Source organism: Mycobacterium sp. IDUB_37 (assembly GCF_055419245.1).
The window spans coordinates 40737-56609 of record NZ_JBVAXG010000008.1 but is presented as its reverse complement, the minus strand read 5'-3'; the positions used below and the strand labels follow the sequence as shown (position 1 = coordinate 56609).

The following is a 15873-nucleotide window of genomic DNA, read 5'->3' as shown; positions in this document are numbered from 1 at the left end:
GGCGTCAGCCGGCGTTGACGACCCCCCGCAGCAGCTCGACCAGTGCGAGCGGCTGGTCACTCTGCACCGAGTGTCCGGAATTCTCGACCACGTGCGCACCTCGGAAATGCGTTGCGCGCCTGCTGAGTTCGGCTACGTCGTCGTCATTGACGAAGCCGGAGTTGCCGCCGCGTACCAGCGTCAGCGGGGCGGACAGCGCGTCGACGTCATCCCATAGGGTGCTGAAATCGGGGAAGACGCGGATGGCGTCGTAACGCCACGTCCAGTTGCCGTTGTCCAACTGCCGGGAGTTGTGGAACACCCCGCGGCGCAGCGCCTTCACCTCGCGGTGCGGTGCCGCGGCGATGGTGAGGTCGAGCATGGCCTGGAAGCTGGGGAACTCCCGTTCGCCCTGCATCAGGTCCACGGTGCCGCGTTGTTCCTTGGTCATCTCGGAGTGCCGCGCCAGCGCCGACGGCGTGACGTCGACCAGCACCAGGTCATTGACCAATTCGGGTGCCAAGGCACCCAACCGGATGCCCGTCAGCCCGCCGAGTGACATCCCGACCACGAACTCGGCGTTGGGGGCCAGTTCGCGAAGTACCGGCGCCAGGGCATCGGCGTTGTGCTGCGGTGAGTAGTCGCCGTCCTCACGCCAGGAAGAGTGACCGTGCCCGGGAAGATCGACGGCCAATGCCGGCTCGCCGAGGCCGACGATCACCGTGTCCCAGGTGTGCGCGTTCTGCCCACCGCCATGGAAGAAGATGACCCGCGGCTGCGAACCGCCCCAGCGCAATGCGCTGATTTCACCCGCGTGCACTCGCTCCACGGCAGGCAGTGGACCGGAAACACCGGCCTGCTCGACGTTCTCGGACAGCAGGTCGAACTCGGAGAGTCCAGTTAGTTCGTCATTGGAGTTCTCGGTCACCTATGTGACTTTACGAGCCGCTCCCGACGGGCTCTGCCTTAGCGCTGGCGATCTCGACTAGTCGGCGCCGATGATGAACTCTTCGAGCTGGGTGCGCGCGATGTCATCGGCGATCTGCTCGGGCGGGCTCTTCATCAGGTAGGCCGACGCCGGGATGACCGGTCCGCCGATACCGCGGTCCTTGGCGATCTTGGCCGCACGCACCGCGTCGATGATGATGCCGGCCGAGTTCGGTGAGTCCCAGACCTCGAGCTTGTACTCCAGGTTCAGCGGCACGTCACCGAAGGCGCGGCCTTCGAGGCGCACGTAGGCCCACTTGCGGTCGTCGAGCCACGCGACGTGGTCGGACGGGCCGATGTGGACGTTCTTGTCCTCGACCTTTCCGGCGAGCGAGCCGGTGAGGTTGGACGTCACGGCCTGGGTCTTGGAGACCTTCTTGGATTCCAGCCGCTCGCGCTCGAGCATGTTCTTGAAGTCCATGTTGCCGCCGACGTTCAGCTGGAAGGTGCGGTCCAGCGTGACACCGCGGTCCTCGAACAGCTTGGCCATCACGCGGTGGGTGATGGTGGCGCCCACCTGGCTCTTGATGTCATCACCGATGATCGGCACGCCGGCATCCTTGAACTTCTTGGCCCACACCGGGTCGGAGGCGATGAACACCGGCAGCGCGTTCACGAACGCGACGCCCGCGTCGATGCAGCACTGCGCGTAGAACTTGTCGGCCTCTTCGGAGCCCACCGGCAGGTAGGACACGAGCACGTCGACGTTGTTGTCCCGCAGAATCTTCACGACGTCGACCGGGTCGTCATCGGACAGCTCGATGGTGTCGGCGTAGTACTTGCCGATGCCGTCGAGGGTCGGGCCGCGCTGCACGACCACGTTGGTCGGCGGCACGTCGGCGATCTTGATGGTGTTGTTCTCCGAGGCGAAGATCGCGTCCGAGAGGTCGAAGCCGACCTTCTTGGCGTCCACGTCGAAGGCGGCCACAAACTTCACGTCGCGGACGTGGTACGGGCCGAACTTCACGTGCATCAGACCGGGGACACCCGAAGTCTCGTCGGCGTTGTAGTAATACTCGACGCCTTGGACCAGCGAGGATGCGCAGTTGCCGACGCCGACAATGGCGACCCGTACTTCAGTCGACGGCGCCTCGGGCGTTCCGGACGGCTGGTACTCACTCATTGGGCGTTTCTCCTTACCTCGTAAATCTGGGGGTGTCTCTGGTGTTCAGTTCTGCTGCGCGGGGATTTTGGGATAACTACATCTGCTCGACGGGATTGGGCGCTGCCCGTTCCGCGGCGATGAGCTCGTTGAGCCACTTGACCTCGCGCTCACTGGACTCAAGCCCGAGTTGATGCAGTTGGCGGGTGTAGCGATCGAACGAGCTACTGGCCCGCGCCACCGCTTCGCGCAGACCTTCCCGGCGTTCCTCGACCTGGCGGCGGCGACCCTCCAGGATGCGCATCCGCGCCTCCGCTGGAGTGCGGTTGAAAAACGCCAGGTGCACTCCGAAGCCGTCATCGGTGTAGTTGTGCGGGCCGGTGTCGGCGACCAACTCGCCGAAACGCTGGCGGCCCTCGTCGGTCAATTGGTAGACCCGGCGGGCCCGACGCACCGGCGTCCCCGCGGGAGCGGCGTTCTCGGCGATCAGACCTTCGGCTTGCATCCGCCTCAATGCCGGGTACAACGAACCGTACGAAAACGCGCGAAACGCACCAAGCAGGCCGGTCAGCCGCTTGCGCAGTTCGTAGCCGTGCATCGGCGACTCGATGAGAAGTCCTAGGATCGCAAGCTCCAGCATCCAGTCACCTCCTTTGCTCGGCTGGTTAGGTCAGTCGGTTACATCACTCGCTACGAAGTCCCGACGCGTCGGGCAATAGTATCGCGCCGATATATTAGCGACAACACGACTGCCGTTAATGCGCTGTTGATCACACGTTCGCCCAGTAGCGCGGACGAGAACTGCGGTTGAAGCGCAGGTGGCGCTCAGCTCACGTAATTGACCCGCTTGACGGTGCCGTCGCCGGCCAGTTCTACCTGGCCACTGCCGTAATCGCTCGAGACGTAGATAGTCAGAGACAGCGCCCCCGGCGTGGTCGGATCCTTGGCCGGATCCACGATCAAATAGATCGATTTGACGTCTTTTGTCTTGATGCCGACGGTTTCTGGCGCGCCTCGCAGGATGCCGACCACCGTCTTGACGTCGAACTTGCCCAGGTCGACGACGGCGGTGTCGGTGCTGCTGTTCCGCGCGCTACTTCTCGGGTCATCCCAGCCGCCGCGATAGGTGTAGTCCAGTACCCGGCGTTCGTCGGTGGGGTCCTTGCGGTCCATCGAGGCGTAGTCGGGATAGACCAGCAAGCGGTAGCCCAGGGTGTCACCGAACCGCTTGCGGGTCTGCTCCAGCAGGCCAGTGAGTCCGCCGAGGGACTGCAGCTGCTTGGGCGGGGTCAGCACCACGGGCGCGATGCCGTCGGACTTCGCCCCCGGGTCCGAGGTGAAGTCCAGTGGTGAAGTGGTGTTGCCATAGAGGCCCCAGCCGATGCCGACACCGAGCAGCACGGTCACCACGAAGGCCGCGATCGCCAGGCCGATCCCATTGTTCTTGAGCTGCTGGGACCGCAGCTTGGGCGTTTTCGGCTCGAGGGTTTGCAGGGGCAGGCTGTTGTGCTGCAGATCTGCCACCAGGTCCTGTAGGTCGCCGAGGGTCACAGCCAGGGTTGCCAAGCCGACCCGGTCGCGATGCTCCTCCATGGACAGCTCGCCGTCGTTGAGAGCGGTGTCGAGAATCCGGCACGCCTCCTGCCGGTCGGTGTCCTTGGCCCGGGTCGTCGCCGACCCGCCGCGAGCTTGCCATTTCGCCACCGCACGATCGTAGAAGTCCGCCGCCCGGCGTGACCACTCAATACCCCGCTACGCGCACGATCCCTACCCCAGTGCCTGCGCGACAACAGCCTCGGGTGCGTGTCGGTGCGGGCAGTCGCGACGTACTCTGGTCAGCGTGCGACTGCAGCGACAGGTAGTTGACTACGCGCTCCGGCGGCGATCACTGCTGGCCGAGGTGTACTCCGGACGCACCGGTGTGTCCGAGGTGTGCGACGCGAATCCTTATTTGCTGCGCGCGGCAAAGTTTCACGGGAAACAAAGCCAGACGATGTGTCCGATTTGCCGCAAGGAACAACTGACCATCGTTTCCTGGGTTTTTGGCGAGCACTTGGGTGCGGTTTCGGGCTCAGCGCGCACCGCAGAAGAGTTAGTGCTGCTGGCAACCCGGTTCTCCGAGTTTGCTGTCCACGTGGTGGAGGTGTGTCGGACCTGCAGCTGGAACCACCTGGTCAAGTCGTACGTCCTAGGTGCGGCACGGCCCGTCCGCCCACCGGGTGGGTCGGGCGGATCGCGGACGGCGCGCAAGGGCGCCCGCACGGCCAGTGAATAACGAAGGGCGCCATCACCAGTCGTCCAGCGACGAACCGGGAAAGTCGACGACTGCAGGCGGCAACCATCCTGGCGGTCAGACCGGCAGCAACGCACCAACGCCCCCGCGGCGTCCGGTAGGGCCCGACGACCGCAAGACCACCATCATCCCGACGGTGGCCGACGAGCGCGCGCCCCGCCAGGCCAGCCCCATCGATGAGGTCAAAGCGGCGCTCGACAACCCGCCGTCCACCCCGGCGCAGCGCGACCAACTCGACCAGGTCAAGGCGGCGCTGGAGTCCCCGCCGCGGCGACCCGGAGACGACCGGCTCAGCGGTGGGCGGCGTCCACCAGGCGGGCCGCCCCCGTCAGGACCGACCGGGCCGGCTGGTCCGGGGCGCGGCCGGGCGCCCAGATCAACACCCGCCTGGGCTCAGCGGATCAACTGGAAATTGGTCCGGCGCGGACTGTATCTGAGCATGGCCCTGCTCATCCTGTTGCCGATCGTCACCTTCACGATGGCGTATTTCATCGTCGACGTTCCGCGACCCGGCGACATCCGGACCAACCAGGTCTCTACGATCCTGGCCAGCGACGGCACAGAGATCGCCAAAATCGTTCCACCCGAGGGAAATCGGGTCGACGTCAATCTCAGTCAGGTTCCGGTGCACGTGCGGCAGGCGGTGATCGCCGCCGAGGACCGCGGCTTCTACTCGAACCCGGGCTTCTCGTTCAAGGGTTTCGCCCGCGCGGCGGGCAACAACCTGTTCGGTGGTGACCTGCAAGGCGGTTCGACGATCACCCAGCAGTACGTCAAGAACGCTCTGGTCGGCTCGGCGCAACACGGCTGGAGTGGTGTGATGCGCAAGGCCAAGGAATTCGTGATCGCGACCAAGATGGCGGGGGAGTGGTCCAAAGACGATGTGCTGCAGGCCTATCTGAACATCATCTACTTCGGCCGCGGTGCCTACGGGATCTCCGCGGCGTCCAAGGCCTACTTCAACAAGCCCGTCGAGCAACTGACCGTTGCCGACGGCGCGCTGCTGGCGGCGTTGATTCGCCGACCTTCCACGCTGGACCCGGCAGTGGATCCCGAAGGTGCGCTCGCCCGGTGGAACTGGGTGCTCGACGGCATGGTGGAGACCAAGGCGCTGACTGCCAATGACCGCGCCGGACAGGTGTTTCCACCGACCGTGTCGCCCGACATGGCCCGTGCGGCCAATCAGACCACCGGTCCCAACGGGCTGATCGAGCGTCAGGTCACCAAGGAGCTGCTGGAGCTGTTCAACATCGATGAGCAGACCCTCAACACCCAGGGGCTCAAGGTCACCACCACCATCGATCCGCAGGCCCAGGAGGCCGCGGTGAAAGCCATGTCGAAGTACCTCGAAGGCCAAGATCCCGACATGCGGGCGGCCGCGGTATCGATCGATCCGCACAACGGCGCGGTCAAGGCTTACTACGGTGGGACCAACGCGCTCGGCTTCGACTTCGCGCAGGCCGGATTGCAGACCGGTTCGTCGTTCAAGGTGTTCGCCCTCGTTGCGGCGCTCGAGCAGGGCATCGGACTGGGCTACCAGATCGACAGCTCCCCGCTGACCGTCGACGGCATCAAGATCACCAACGTCGAGGGCGAGAGCTGCGGTACCTGCAACCTGGCCGAGGCGCTGAAGATGTCGCTGAACACGTCGTACTACCGGTTGATGCTCAAGCTCAAGGGCGGACCGCAGGCCGTGGCCGACGCCGCACACCAGGCCGGCATCGCCGACAGCTTCCCCGGAGTTGCGCACACGCTTTCCGAGGATGGCAAGGGTGGCCCGCCCAACAACGGCATCGTGTTGGGGCAGTACCAAACCCGGGTGATCGACATGGCGACCGCCTACGCCACGCTGGCCGCGTCGGGCCTCTACCACCGCCCGCACTTCGTGCAAAAGGTTGAAAACGCCGAAGGCCAGGTCCTCTTCGACGCCAGCACCGCGAACAACAGCGGCGACCAGCGCATCCCCAAGGCGGTCGCCGACAACGTGACCGCCGCAATGCAGCCGATCGCCGGATACTCGCGGGGGCACAATCTGGCGGGCGGGCGGCAGTCCGCGGCCAAGACCGGCACCACCCAGTTGGGTGACACCACCTCGAACAAGGACGCGTGGATGGTGGGGTACACGCCGTCGCTGTCCACCGCGATCTGGGTGGGCACCGTCAAGGGCGACCAGCCGCTGACTACTGCGTCGGGCGGCGCCGTCTACGGTTCGGGCCTGCCGTCGGACATCTGGAAGGCGACCATGGACGGCGCCCTGAAGGGCACCCAGAACGAGACCTTCCCCAAGCCCACCGACATCGGCGGATACGCGGGCGTGCCCGTGGCACCGCCGCCGCCTCCGCCACCGCCGTCGGAAACGGTCATCCAGCCCACGGTTGAGATAGCGCCGGGAATCACCGTGCCCGTCGGTCCGCCCCAGACCATCACGGTGGCACCGCCCGCACCTGGTGTGCCCGGAGGTCCGCCGCCGCCCGGTGACATCCCGCCGCCGCCGTGAACGAGGCACGCACCGAGCGCGCCACCATATCGCCGCAGCCGCTGGCTGCCGACCGTCGTAGCGCCGACAGCCGCGATTGCCCCAGCCGCAACGACGTTCTGGGCGGCGCCCTGGCCAACCTGGTCGGCGGCCCGGTGGGCCGCCACGCGCTGATCGGCCGCACCCGATTCATGACTCCGCTGCGGGTCATGTTTCTCATCGCGCTGGTGTTCCTGGCGCTCGGCTGGTCGACAAAGGCTGCCTGCCTGCAGAGCACCGGCACCGGCACGGGTGACCAGCGGGTGGCCAACTGGGACAACCAGCGCGCGTATTACGAGTTGTGCTACTCCGACACCGTGCCGCTCTACGGCGCAGAGTTGTTGAGCCAGGGCAAGTTTCCGTACAAGTCGAGCTGGATCGAGACCGACGGCAACGGCAATCCGCAGGTGCAATACGACGGCCATATCGCGGTGCGCTACATGGAATATCCGGTACTGACCGGGGTCTACCAGTACGTCTCGATGCGTCTTGCGAAGGCATACACGTTGGCGAGCAAGGTCTTTCCGCTGCCGGTGGTCGCCGAAGTGGTGATGTTCTTCAACATCTCGGCGTTCGGACTGGCGCTGGCCTGGCTGCTCACCATCTGGGCCACGTCGGGATTGGCGGGCCGTCGGGTCTGGGATGCGGCGCTGGTAGCCGCCTCGCCGCTGCTGATCTTCCAGATCTTCACCAACTTTGATGCGCTGGCAACGGCTTTCGCGATGGGTGGCCTGCTCGCCTGGGCACGCCGAAAACCCATGCTTGCCGGTGTGCTGATCGGCCTCGGCGCCGCGGCCAAGCTGTACCCGTTGCTGTTCCTGGGGCCGCTATTGATATTGGGCATTCGCAGTGGGCGGGTGCGTGATGTCGCGCGTACCGCGTTGATCACCGCGGCAACCTGGCTGGCCGTGAATCTGCCGGTGATGGTGCTCTATCCGCGAGGTTGGTCGGAGTTCTTCCGGCTCAACACCCGTCGCGGCGACGACATGGATTCCTTGTTCAACGTGGTGAAGGCGTTCACCGGATGGGAAGGTTTCGATCCGGGGCTGCGTTTCTGGGAACCCCCGACAAATCTGAACGCGGTAATCACCACGTTGTTCGTATTGTGTTGCGCGGGAATTGCTTACATCGCCCTGACCGCGGCCCAGCGACCGCGGTTGGCCCAGCTCGCGTTCCTGGTAGTGGCTGCCTTCCTGTTGACGAACAAGGTGTGGAGTCCGCAGTTTTCGTTGTGGCTTGTCCCGCTGGCGGTGCTGGCCGTCCCGCACCGCCGGGTGTTGTTGGCGTGGATGACGATTGATGCGCTGGTATGGGTACCGCGGATGTACTACCTGTACGGCAACCCGAACCGGTCGCTGCCCGAGCAGTGGTTCAGCACCACGGTGTTGTTGCGCGACATCGCGGTGATAGCTCTGTGTGTGCTTGTGATCCGGCAGATCTATCACCCGGATGAGGACCTGGTGCGCTGGCGGGGCCGGGTCGACGATCCCGCCGGCGGAATCTATGACTGGGCGCCCGACGCCCCACCCGGCTGGCTGCCGAGGTGGTTGCGTCCGAACGCATTACGGCGGCCACTGCTGGCGGAGCCTGCCGAGATGGAATCGGAGCCCGAAGCGGAATTCGCAGGTGGGAAGACATGACGCAGGTTGCCATTCCGCTGTTCCCGCGGTTCACGGCATTGGACGCCGTCGGACCCTATGAGGTTTTGCAGCGGATCCCGTCTGTGGATGTGGTGTTCGTGGGACACCAGCACGGTGAGGTCCGCACTGAAAACGGCATGATGGGCGTCACCTGCGACGCCACCTTCGACGAAGTCACTGCACCCGACGTCGTCGTGGTTCCCGGTGGAATCGGCACCCGGGTGCTCGTCGGCGACGAAACCATCAACGGGTGGCTGCACGCGGTCCATCCGGGCACAACGTTCACCACCTCGGTATGCACCGGAGCGCTGCTACTGGCCGGAGCGGGACTACTCGACGGACTCACTGCGACCACGCACTGGCGTGCAGTCGACGAGCTGAACAAGTTGGGGGCGCGATACGTGCCCGACCGCGTGGTCGAGCATCTGCCGCAACGCATCATCACGGCCGCGGGGGTTTCCAGTGGCATCGACATGGCCCTGCGGTTGGTTGAGCTGCTCGAAGATCGCGTCTCCGCACAGGCCGCCCAACTGCTCATCGAGTACGACCCGCAGCCGCCGTTCGACTCCGGATCGCTCGCCAAGGCTGATGCGGCGACGAAGGCCAGAGCAGCGGAGTTCTTGCAGTCCCGGAAGTGAATTTCCAGCTCAGCCCGTCGTCCGGTACCCTAGGGCGGTTGCCGACGCAGGCGACTCTCCTGCCGTGGAATCGCCGCGGCCGCTAAGACCAGAGGAGGTGATGAGGTCCCTATGCGTCCATACGAAATCATGGTCATTCTCGACCCCACGCTCGACGAACGCACTGTTGCCCCGTCCCTGGAAACGTTCTTGAACGTTGTTCGCAAAGACGGTGGATCGATCGTGAAGGTCGACATTTGGGGTAAGCGCCGGCTGGCGTACGAAATCGCCAAGCACGCTGAAGGCATCTATGTGGTGGTGGACCTGAAGGCCGCACCCGCGACAGTGTCCGAGCTGGACCGTCAGCTGAGCCTGAACGAGTCGGTGTTGCGCACCAAGGTGATGCGCACCGACAAGCACTAGCCACCCCTGTCGGAGCTGTTGCCTACGCTCACCACAACACATCAGGCGGACCCAGGAGGAAATAATGGCTGGTGACACGACTATCACTGTCGTCGGAAACCTGACCGCGGATCCCGAATTGCGGTTCACTCCGTCGGGTGCCGCGGTCGCGAATTTCACCGTGGCTTCCACTCCGCGGATCTATGACCGTCAGAGCGGGGAGTGGAAGGACGCCGATGCGTTGTTCCTGCGCTGCAACATCTGGCGCGAAGCCGCCGAGAATGTGGCCGAGAGCCTGACCCGAGGGTCGCGGGTGATCGTCACCGGGCGGCTCAAGCAGCGTTCCTACGAAACCCGCGAAGGCGAAAAGCGCACCGTGGTCGAGGTCGAGGTCGACGAGATCGGACCCTCGCTGCGCTACGCCACTGCCAAGGTCAACAAGGCCAGTCGCAGTGGTGGCGGTGGCGGTGGTGGCGGCTTCGGCGGTGGCGGCGGGTCTCGCCAGGCACCTCCGGCGCAGCAGCCCAGCGGATCTGGCGAGGACCCGTGGGGCAGCGCCCCGGCATCGGGTTCATTCGCCGGCGGCGACGACGAACCGCCCTTCTGACCTAACGAACTTCAGAGCACAAGAACGGAAGAAAGACACACATGGCCAAGTCCACCAAGCGGCGCCCGGCTCCGGAGAAGCCGATCAAGGCCCGTAAATGCGTTTTCTGCGCCAAGAAGGGGCAGAACATCGACTACAAGGACACCTCGCTGTTGCGCACCTACATCAGTGAGCGCGGCAAGATCCGGGCCCGCCGGGTCACCGGCAACTGCGTGCAGCACCAACGGGACATCGCGGTCGCGGTGAAGAACGCCCGTGAGGTTGCACTGCTGCCCTTCACCTCCTCGACGCGCTGATCACTGCGCGCCCAACGAAAGTACTTACACGATGAAGCTGATTCTGACGGCTGACGTCGACCACCTCGGTTCCGTCGGCGACACTGTCGAGGTCAAGGATGGATACGGCCGCAACTTCCTGCTGCCTCGCGGGCTGGCGATCGTCGCCTCACGCGGCGCGCAGCGCGCGGCCGACGACATCCGCCGAGCCCGCGACACCAAGACGGTCCGCGACCGTGAGCACGCCAACGAGATCAAGACCGCCATCCAGGCGCTGGGTTCGGTCTCGCTGCCGGTGAAGACCGCGTCCGACAGCGGCAAGCTGTTCGGCTCGGTGACCGCCGGTGACGTCGTGGCGGCCATCAAGAAGGCCGGCGGCCCGAACCTCGACAAGCGGATCGTCCGACTGCCGAAGGCCCACATCAAGGCAATTGGCACCCATCCGGTGGTTGTTCACCTGCACCCCGAGATCGATGTCGAGGTCAGCCTCGAGGTTGTCGGCCAGAGCTAACTCACCACGCTTTACCCACCCGGTGTGGCCCATAAGGGCCACGCCGGGTTTTCGGCTTTGCTGACTGTGTGCGGAAGTTCCTGCGATCACGGTGGGCTGAAACACTGATCAGGTCACGCGCGGGTTAAGTGCTGGCGAACAAAATTTGCGGGGTTTGCGCGAAGGCCCTGTAACCGGCTATTTACGCACTGAAAATCTGGCCGAAAACCAACACGCCCGACACGATAACCTGCGCCGACACGCCGAGTGGATTCTTGTCCACATGTGTTGTTGGGCGTTATACCGTGCTCAGCAGCGGTGATGTCCCATTACGAAGCAGTGATCCACAGGTTCTCCACAACCATCTCAACACAGCCATCAGCGGATATGCACATTTGATGCACAGCTTCATGAACAGTCCCCCTTGGAGTACCCGCCAGCAACGCTTACGGTCATCGCGGCGCATGGATGATGCGCCGGATTGGGGACAGGGTGCCGGTGCCTCGACTTGCGGCCTCGATGTCAGAGGTCGAATGTATGTTCGGAAGCAAGTCAGGGGAGGTGAGTCTTCATGGCGGTCGTTGATGACCGGATGCACCCGGGGATGGATGGTCCACCGCCTAGTGAGGACTACGGTCGCCAGCCTCCGCAGGACCTTGTCGCCGAGCAGTCGGTGCTGGGCGGGATGCTGCTGAGCAAGGACGCCATCGCCGACGTCCTCGAGCGACTGCGTCCCGGCGACTTCTACCGTCCGGCCCACCAGAACGTGTACGACGCGATCCTGGACCTCTACGGGCGCGGCGAGCCGGCTGACGCGGTAACCGTGGCCGCCGAGTTGGACCGCCGTGGGATGCTGCGCCGCATCGGTGGTGCGCCGTATCTGCACACCTTGATCTCCACCGTGCCGACGGCCGCCAACGCGGGCTACTACGCCACCATCGTCTCGGAGAAGGCGCTGCTGCGCCGACTCGTCGAGGCCGGTACGCGGGTGGTGCAGTACGGCTACGCCGGCGCTGACGGGGCCGATGTCGCCGAGATCGTCGACCGCGCCCAGGCGGAGATCTATGAGGTCGCCGATCGCCGGACGTCGGAGGACTTTGTTCCTCTCGAGGATCTGCTGCAGCCGACGATGGACGAGATTGACGCCATCGCCTCCAACGGCGGGATCTCTCGGGGTGTGCCGACCGGCTTCACCGAACTCGACGAGGTGACCAACGGGCTGCACCCGGGGCAGATGATCATCGTCGCGGCCAGGCCTGGCGTTGGCAAGGCGCTGGGGTTGAAAACGCTGCTGGCGACGCCGACCGGCTGGACGACGATGGGTGACGTTTCGGTTGGTGACGAGTTGATGGGCCCGGACGGGCATCCGACGCGAGTGGTAGCAGCCACCGAGGTGATGCTGGGACGGCCATGCTTCGAAGTGGAGTTCTCGGACGGGACGGTGATCGTTGCCGACGCAGAGCATCAATGGCTGACCGAAACGCGCGCATCCCGGAAGTCCGCGCAAGCTGCGGCATCGGGCTATAACCGGTACAAGAATCAGCGCACTTTCGCGGCTGTGCGGACGACGGGCCAGATTGCCGGAAGCCTGCGTTGCGACACAAAGGACCGGCGGCTGAATCACAGCGTGGTCAATACGCGGGCACTCGAACTACCGACTCGCGAGTTCTTGGTACCGGCATACACGCTTGGCGCCTGGCTCGGGGACGGCACCACAGCCGCAGCCCAGATCACCACGGCCGACCCTGAAATCGTCATGCGAATCGAGGCGGAAGGTGTCGACGCTATTCCGTCGGCGTCCGCCCGATATCGCTACCAGCTGCGGCTACCGATCAATGTTGAGCGGGCCAGCCGCCAGTGTGCGGTGTGTGGCAAGTCGTTCGTACCCCAAACCAGTCAGGTGCGGACATGTGGCCGCTCCTGCGGCGGCCGGGCACGATTCGTCTCTGCTCCGGTGCCGAGTCCATCCTGCGTGCGTTGCGGGGGATCTTCGGCCGGGCTGCGGTTATGCCAGAGCTGCCATTCAGCGGTGGGGACATTGCAGGCCCGACTGCGAACACTCGGGGTGCTCGGCAACAAGCACATTCCGTCGGAATACCTCAGGGGGTCCGAGGCGCAGCGGCGCGCTCTGCTCGCCGGCTTGCTCGACACCGACGGGACGGTGACAGCGGGCGGTTCCGTTCAATTTTCGGTAACCAACCACCGGCTGGCTTGCGACGCAACCGAATTGATCGTCAGCCTGGGTTATCGCTGCCAGACCACGACCAAGCGTGTCCGTGGTCGCCGCGATTCGTCGAGTATCGCTTACACCCTGACCTTCTCGACCGACGACGTCGTATTCGGGTTGGAGCGAAAGGCCATGGTGCACAAGGAACGTCGGGCCAAGGTCGGTACCATTCGCTCTGAATCACGGTTCATCGTGAACGTCCGCCGGATCGAGACAGTTCCTGTCCGCTGTGTCGAAGTGGACAACGACAGCCACATGTACTTGGCCAGCGAGGCCATGATTCCCACCCACAACTCCACCCTGGGTTTGGATTTCATGCGGTCCTGCTCGATCAAGCACCGGATGGCCAGCGTCATCTTCTCCCTGGAAATGAGCAAGACCGAGATCGTGATGCGGCTGCTGTCGGCCGAGGCCAAGATCAAGCTTGGCGACATGCGTTCGGGGCGGATGAACGACGACGACTGGACCCGGCTGGCGCGACGCATGAGCGAGATCAGCGAGGCGCCGCTGTATATCGACGATTCGCCGAACCTGACCATGATGGAGATCCGGGCCAAGGCGCGGCGGTTGCGGCAGAAGGCGAACCTGAAGCTGGTCGTCGTCGACTATCTGCAGCTGATGAGCTCCGGCAAGAAGGTCGAGTCGCGACAGATCGAGGTGTCAGAGTTCTCCAGGCATCTCAAGCTGCTCGCCAAGGAGCTCGAGGTTCCAGTGGTGGCTATCAGCCAGCTCAACCGTGGCCCCGAGCAGCGCACCGACAAGAAGCCGATGCTGTCCGACCTCCGCGAGTCTGGATCGCTGGAGCAGGATGCCGACATGGTGATTCTGCTGAATCGTCCGGATGCGTTCGACCGTGACGACCCGCGCGGGGGAGAAGCCGACTTCATTCTGGCCAAGCACCGCAACGGCCCGACGAAGACTGTGACCGTGGCACATCAGCTGCACTTGTCACGATTCACCAATATGGCTAGGTAACGCGCTCCACCACAGTTCTGTCCTCCTCCGGCGCGGCCCTATGCTTCAGGCTCTGCGCGCGTTTTGACTTCGTCGAACCGTGGGCCACTGCGCTGGCGGAAAGCAGGCTACTAATTCAAACTGCAAGAGCAGAAGCCGAAATTGCATGCGGACGCGCTAATACCAGCACCGGTGAGCTTGAGAAGCTTGGATACGAACACCCCTATCGCGAACCGATCTGGGTACATGCCGTATATGGGCTGCATCACTTGGACAACCCGGGGGCGCTTTCGACGTCAGCGCCTCGTCGCCGTACTGCCGCCGCCGGTGACCGCGTCTTTGCGGAGGTGTCGAGGTGCCCCGACGCGATTCCAACGAACGGCCCCTCTGCTCCGTAGGCAGCTGAGGCCTATCCGTGACCGTCTATCGGCATCCGTGGATTTCTGCGGTTCGACCCGCAATATCGACGTTGACCTGCGGTATCAGTCAAACGAGGTTGATCGCGATACGAGGCTGGCAACTGTTTAGAACTAGCGCAGCAAGAATTAGTCCCGAGACACCTCACCGGAGTAGATCCACGGGTTGAGGCTTAGGGCTGACGGGCACCCGTCACTTGGCTATGACGGCAAAGTGGGCGCCGGTGGCCCACGACGCTTCGAAGACCGCGAAAGGAACCACCTCGTCACGGCCCAAGTCGACGCCCGGGTCGTTGAGGTGCACCACATTTGCGGCGGTATCGATGCCCGTGACGACGACGAAGTGGTCTTCGTGGGCATGGTCGCCAGGCTGATTCCACAGAGTCTCGCCGTTGACCGCGGCGAGCACTTTGTGGCCCGCACCCAACTCCGGTGCCAGCGTCCCAATGGTGAACTGGCCCCTGTTGGTCGGAATACCATAGTGCCCCAGCAGAACCGCGACGTCCCAAGGGTCGGTGCCATTGCCGTTGAAGATCGGTCCGGTCCCAGCCGAGTTCGGGGTGTTCGCAGCCACCGCTTTGACCTCGTCCTCGGTGGGCTCTGTGCCGGTGATTTCACCAACCACATCGGCCACCGCGACCAATGCGCAGGCCCTGTTGTCGGCTTGGCGGCGCCAGAATGGTGCTGCCGCTGCTGGGTCGCCATACATACGGCCGGCACCGCTGCTCGGATCAGCCTGGGCCGCGGCAGGAAAGGCTAGTACTGATCCGGTAGCCAGCGTTAGCAGCGCGCCTGCCAGCCCCAACTGTTTTGATGTCTTAGTTGTCATGATGTAAAGGATCGACTGACCCACTAACCAGACCTTTGGGAAATCCCTGCGAAATTCTTGCGCCTCAGGCTCCCCGCCTTCTACGAGCTGATCATCGTCAGCGCTCCACCGTTACCCCCAGGTGCCAGCCGGAATGCCCTCGGACACCTTGCCCGGTTGGTGTCTTAGCGCTGGCTATGCCCGCGGCATTTGAGAGTCCGCTAGGTGCAGCAGTACCAGTGGTCATGAGAAGGCGTCTAGGAAATGCAGTGGTTCGTGAGACAAACACCAGTGCAGCGGCCGTGAGACAAATCGGGAACTCGCAGATCAAGCCCACCGTCAAATGCAGTCGAACGTGATAACCTACACCTCTCCTCCTCCTCTGTCGAGATGCAACGAAGATTGACAAAGCGCACTTCGTTGTTAAACAAGACCAAGCAGGCAGGGCGGGGGATCAGCGCGTTGTTCCTGTTAGCGTCGACTTCGCGCGCCAGCGGCCGCAGAGACTTGTCAGTGTGTCGGTCAATCTAGGCTGCACCTGAGCCAAATTCCATGCCATTT

At 64.0% G+C, this 15873-nt stretch carries 15 protein-coding genes; 10 read left to right on the top strand and 5 right to left on the bottom strand.

Annotated features, from left to right (window positions below; translation table 11 throughout):
• Nucleotides 1–4: 4 nt before the first annotated feature.
• The 4 genes from ACZY1I_RS23805 to ACZY1I_RS23790 all read right to left on the bottom strand — a co-directional run bounded on the left by ACZY1I_RS23805 (nucleotide 5) and on the right by ACZY1I_RS23790 (nucleotide 3772).
• A complete protein-coding gene (locus ACZY1I_RS23805) occupies nucleotides 5–907 on the bottom strand; it encodes an alpha/beta fold hydrolase (RefSeq protein ID WP_463758099.1) in 903 nt (300 codons plus the stop codon).
• Nucleotides 908–964: 57 nt separating this feature from the next.
• Complete coding sequence (locus ACZY1I_RS23800) at nucleotides 965–2089, bottom strand: inositol-3-phosphate synthase (RefSeq protein ID WP_463758097.1); 1125 nt, start codon at nucleotides 2087–2089, stop codon at nucleotides 965–967.
• 76 nt (nucleotides 2090–2165) lie between these two features.
• Nucleotides 2166–2708, bottom strand: a complete 543-nt coding sequence (locus tag ACZY1I_RS23795; protein WP_463758093.1) for a PadR family transcriptional regulator — start codon at nucleotides 2706–2708, stop codon at nucleotides 2166–2168.
• A gap of 185 nt (nucleotides 2709–2893) precedes the next feature.
• Complete coding sequence (locus ACZY1I_RS23790; RefSeq protein ID WP_463758091.1) at nucleotides 2894–3772, bottom strand: DUF1707 SHOCT-like domain-containing protein; 879 nt, start codon at nucleotides 3770–3772, stop codon at nucleotides 2894–2896.
• Between the two features lie 136 nt (nucleotides 3773–3908).
• Between ACZY1I_RS23790 and ACZY1I_RS23785 the strand changes: the two genes are divergently transcribed.
• The 10 genes from ACZY1I_RS23785 to ACZY1I_RS23740 all read left to right on the top strand — a co-directional run bounded on the left by ACZY1I_RS23785 (nucleotide 3909) and on the right by ACZY1I_RS23740 (nucleotide 14486).
• Nucleotides 3909–4343: a DUF5318 family protein gene (locus ACZY1I_RS23785; protein ID WP_463758089.1), complete on the top strand. Its 435-nt coding sequence runs from the start codon at nucleotides 3909–3911 to the stop codon at nucleotides 4341–4343.
• Nucleotides 4336–6858, top strand: coding sequence for a transglycosylase domain-containing protein (locus ACZY1I_RS23780; RefSeq protein ID WP_463758087.1), 2523 nt, complete (start codon nucleotides 4336–4338; stop codon nucleotides 6856–6858). Before ACZY1I_RS23785 ends, ACZY1I_RS23780 begins: the two co-directional genes overlap by 8 nt.
• Nucleotides 6855–8516: a glycosyltransferase family 87 protein gene (locus tag ACZY1I_RS23775; RefSeq protein ID WP_463758084.1), complete on the top strand. Its 1662-nt coding sequence runs from the start codon at nucleotides 6855–6857 to the stop codon at nucleotides 8514–8516. The genes ACZY1I_RS23780 and ACZY1I_RS23775 overlap by 4 nt, the downstream gene beginning before the upstream one ends.
• Nucleotides 8513–9154, top strand: a complete 642-nt coding sequence (locus tag ACZY1I_RS23770) for a DJ-1/PfpI family protein (RefSeq protein WP_463758081.1) — start codon at nucleotides 8513–8515, stop codon at nucleotides 9152–9154. The genes ACZY1I_RS23775 and ACZY1I_RS23770 overlap by 4 nt, the downstream gene beginning before the upstream one ends.
• A gap of 111 nt (nucleotides 9155–9265) precedes the next feature.
• On the top strand, nucleotides 9266–9556 hold the full coding sequence (gene rpsF, locus ACZY1I_RS23765; protein ID WP_463758078.1) for a 30S ribosomal protein S6: 291 nt from the start codon (nucleotides 9266–9268) through the stop codon (nucleotides 9554–9556).
• Between the two features lie 64 nt (nucleotides 9557–9620).
• Complete coding sequence (locus ACZY1I_RS23760) at nucleotides 9621–10142, top strand: single-stranded DNA-binding protein (protein WP_463758075.1); 522 nt, start codon at nucleotides 9621–9623, stop codon at nucleotides 10140–10142.
• 41 nt (nucleotides 10143–10183) lie between these two features.
• Nucleotides 10184–10438 carry a 30S ribosomal protein S18 gene (gene rpsR / locus ACZY1I_RS23755; protein WP_463758072.1) on the top strand — a complete coding sequence of 85 codons (255 nt, stop codon included), beginning with the start codon at nucleotides 10184–10186 and terminating at the stop codon, nucleotides 10436–10438.
• A gap of 31 nt (nucleotides 10439–10469) precedes the next feature.
• A complete protein-coding gene (gene rplI / locus ACZY1I_RS23750; protein ID WP_463758069.1) occupies nucleotides 10470–10928 on the top strand; it encodes a 50S ribosomal protein L9 in 459 nt (152 codons plus the stop codon).
• A 550-nt stretch (nucleotides 10929–11478) separates the two neighbouring features.
• The gene (gene dnaB, locus ACZY1I_RS23745) at nucleotides 11479–14109 is read left to right on the top strand and encodes a replicative DNA helicase (RefSeq protein ID WP_463758067.1); all 2631 of its coding nucleotides are present in this window, start codon (nucleotides 11479–11481) and stop codon (nucleotides 14107–14109) included.
• A gap of 17 nt (nucleotides 14110–14126) precedes the next feature.
• Nucleotides 14127–14486 (top strand): BTAD domain-containing putative transcriptional regulator, encoded by a 360-nt coding sequence (locus ACZY1I_RS23740; protein ID WP_463758570.1) that lies wholly within the window; start codon nucleotides 14127–14129, stop codon nucleotides 14484–14486.
• Nucleotides 14487–14697: 211 nt separating this feature from the next.
• Here ACZY1I_RS23740 and ACZY1I_RS23735 read toward each other — a convergent pair whose 3' ends face one another.
• Entirely contained in the window at nucleotides 14698–15333 is a 636-nt protein-coding gene (locus ACZY1I_RS23735; RefSeq protein ID WP_463758064.1) for a C39 family peptidase, read from the bottom strand.
• Nucleotides 15334–15873 lie beyond the last annotated feature (540 nt).

Bases quoted from the DNA above. Each gene is read 5' to 3' on its own strand.
- ACZY1I_RS23800 (WP_463758097.1), bottom strand. From the start codon at position 2,089: ATGAGTGAGTACCAGCCGTCCGGAACGCCCGAGGCGCCGTCGACTGAA.
- ACZY1I_RS23795 (WP_463758093.1), bottom strand. From the start codon at position 2,708: ATGCTGGAGCTTGCGATCCTAGGACTTCTCATCGAGTCGCCGATGCAC.
- ACZY1I_RS23770 (WP_463758081.1), top strand. From the start codon at position 8,513: ATGACGCAGGTTGCCATTCCGCTGTTCCCGCGGTTCACGGCATTGGAC.
- rpsF (WP_463758078.1), top strand. From the start codon at position 9,266: ATGCGTCCATACGAAATCATGGTCATTCTCGACCCCACGCTCGACGAA.
- ACZY1I_RS23760 (WP_463758075.1), top strand. From the start codon at position 9,621: ATGGCTGGTGACACGACTATCACTGTCGTCGGAAACCTGACCGCGGAT.
- rpsR (WP_463758072.1), top strand. From the start codon at position 10,184: ATGGCCAAGTCCACCAAGCGGCGCCCGGCTCCGGAGAAGCCGATCAAG.
- rplI (WP_463758069.1), top strand. From the start codon at position 10,470: ATGAAGCTGATTCTGACGGCTGACGTCGACCACCTCGGTTCCGTCGGC.
- dnaB (WP_463758067.1), top strand. From the start codon at position 11,479: ATGGCGGTCGTTGATGACCGGATGCACCCGGGGATGGATGGTCCACCG.
- ACZY1I_RS23735 (WP_463758064.1), bottom strand. From the start codon at position 15,333: ATGACAACTAAGACATCAAAACAGTTGGGGCTGGCAGGCGCGCTGCTA.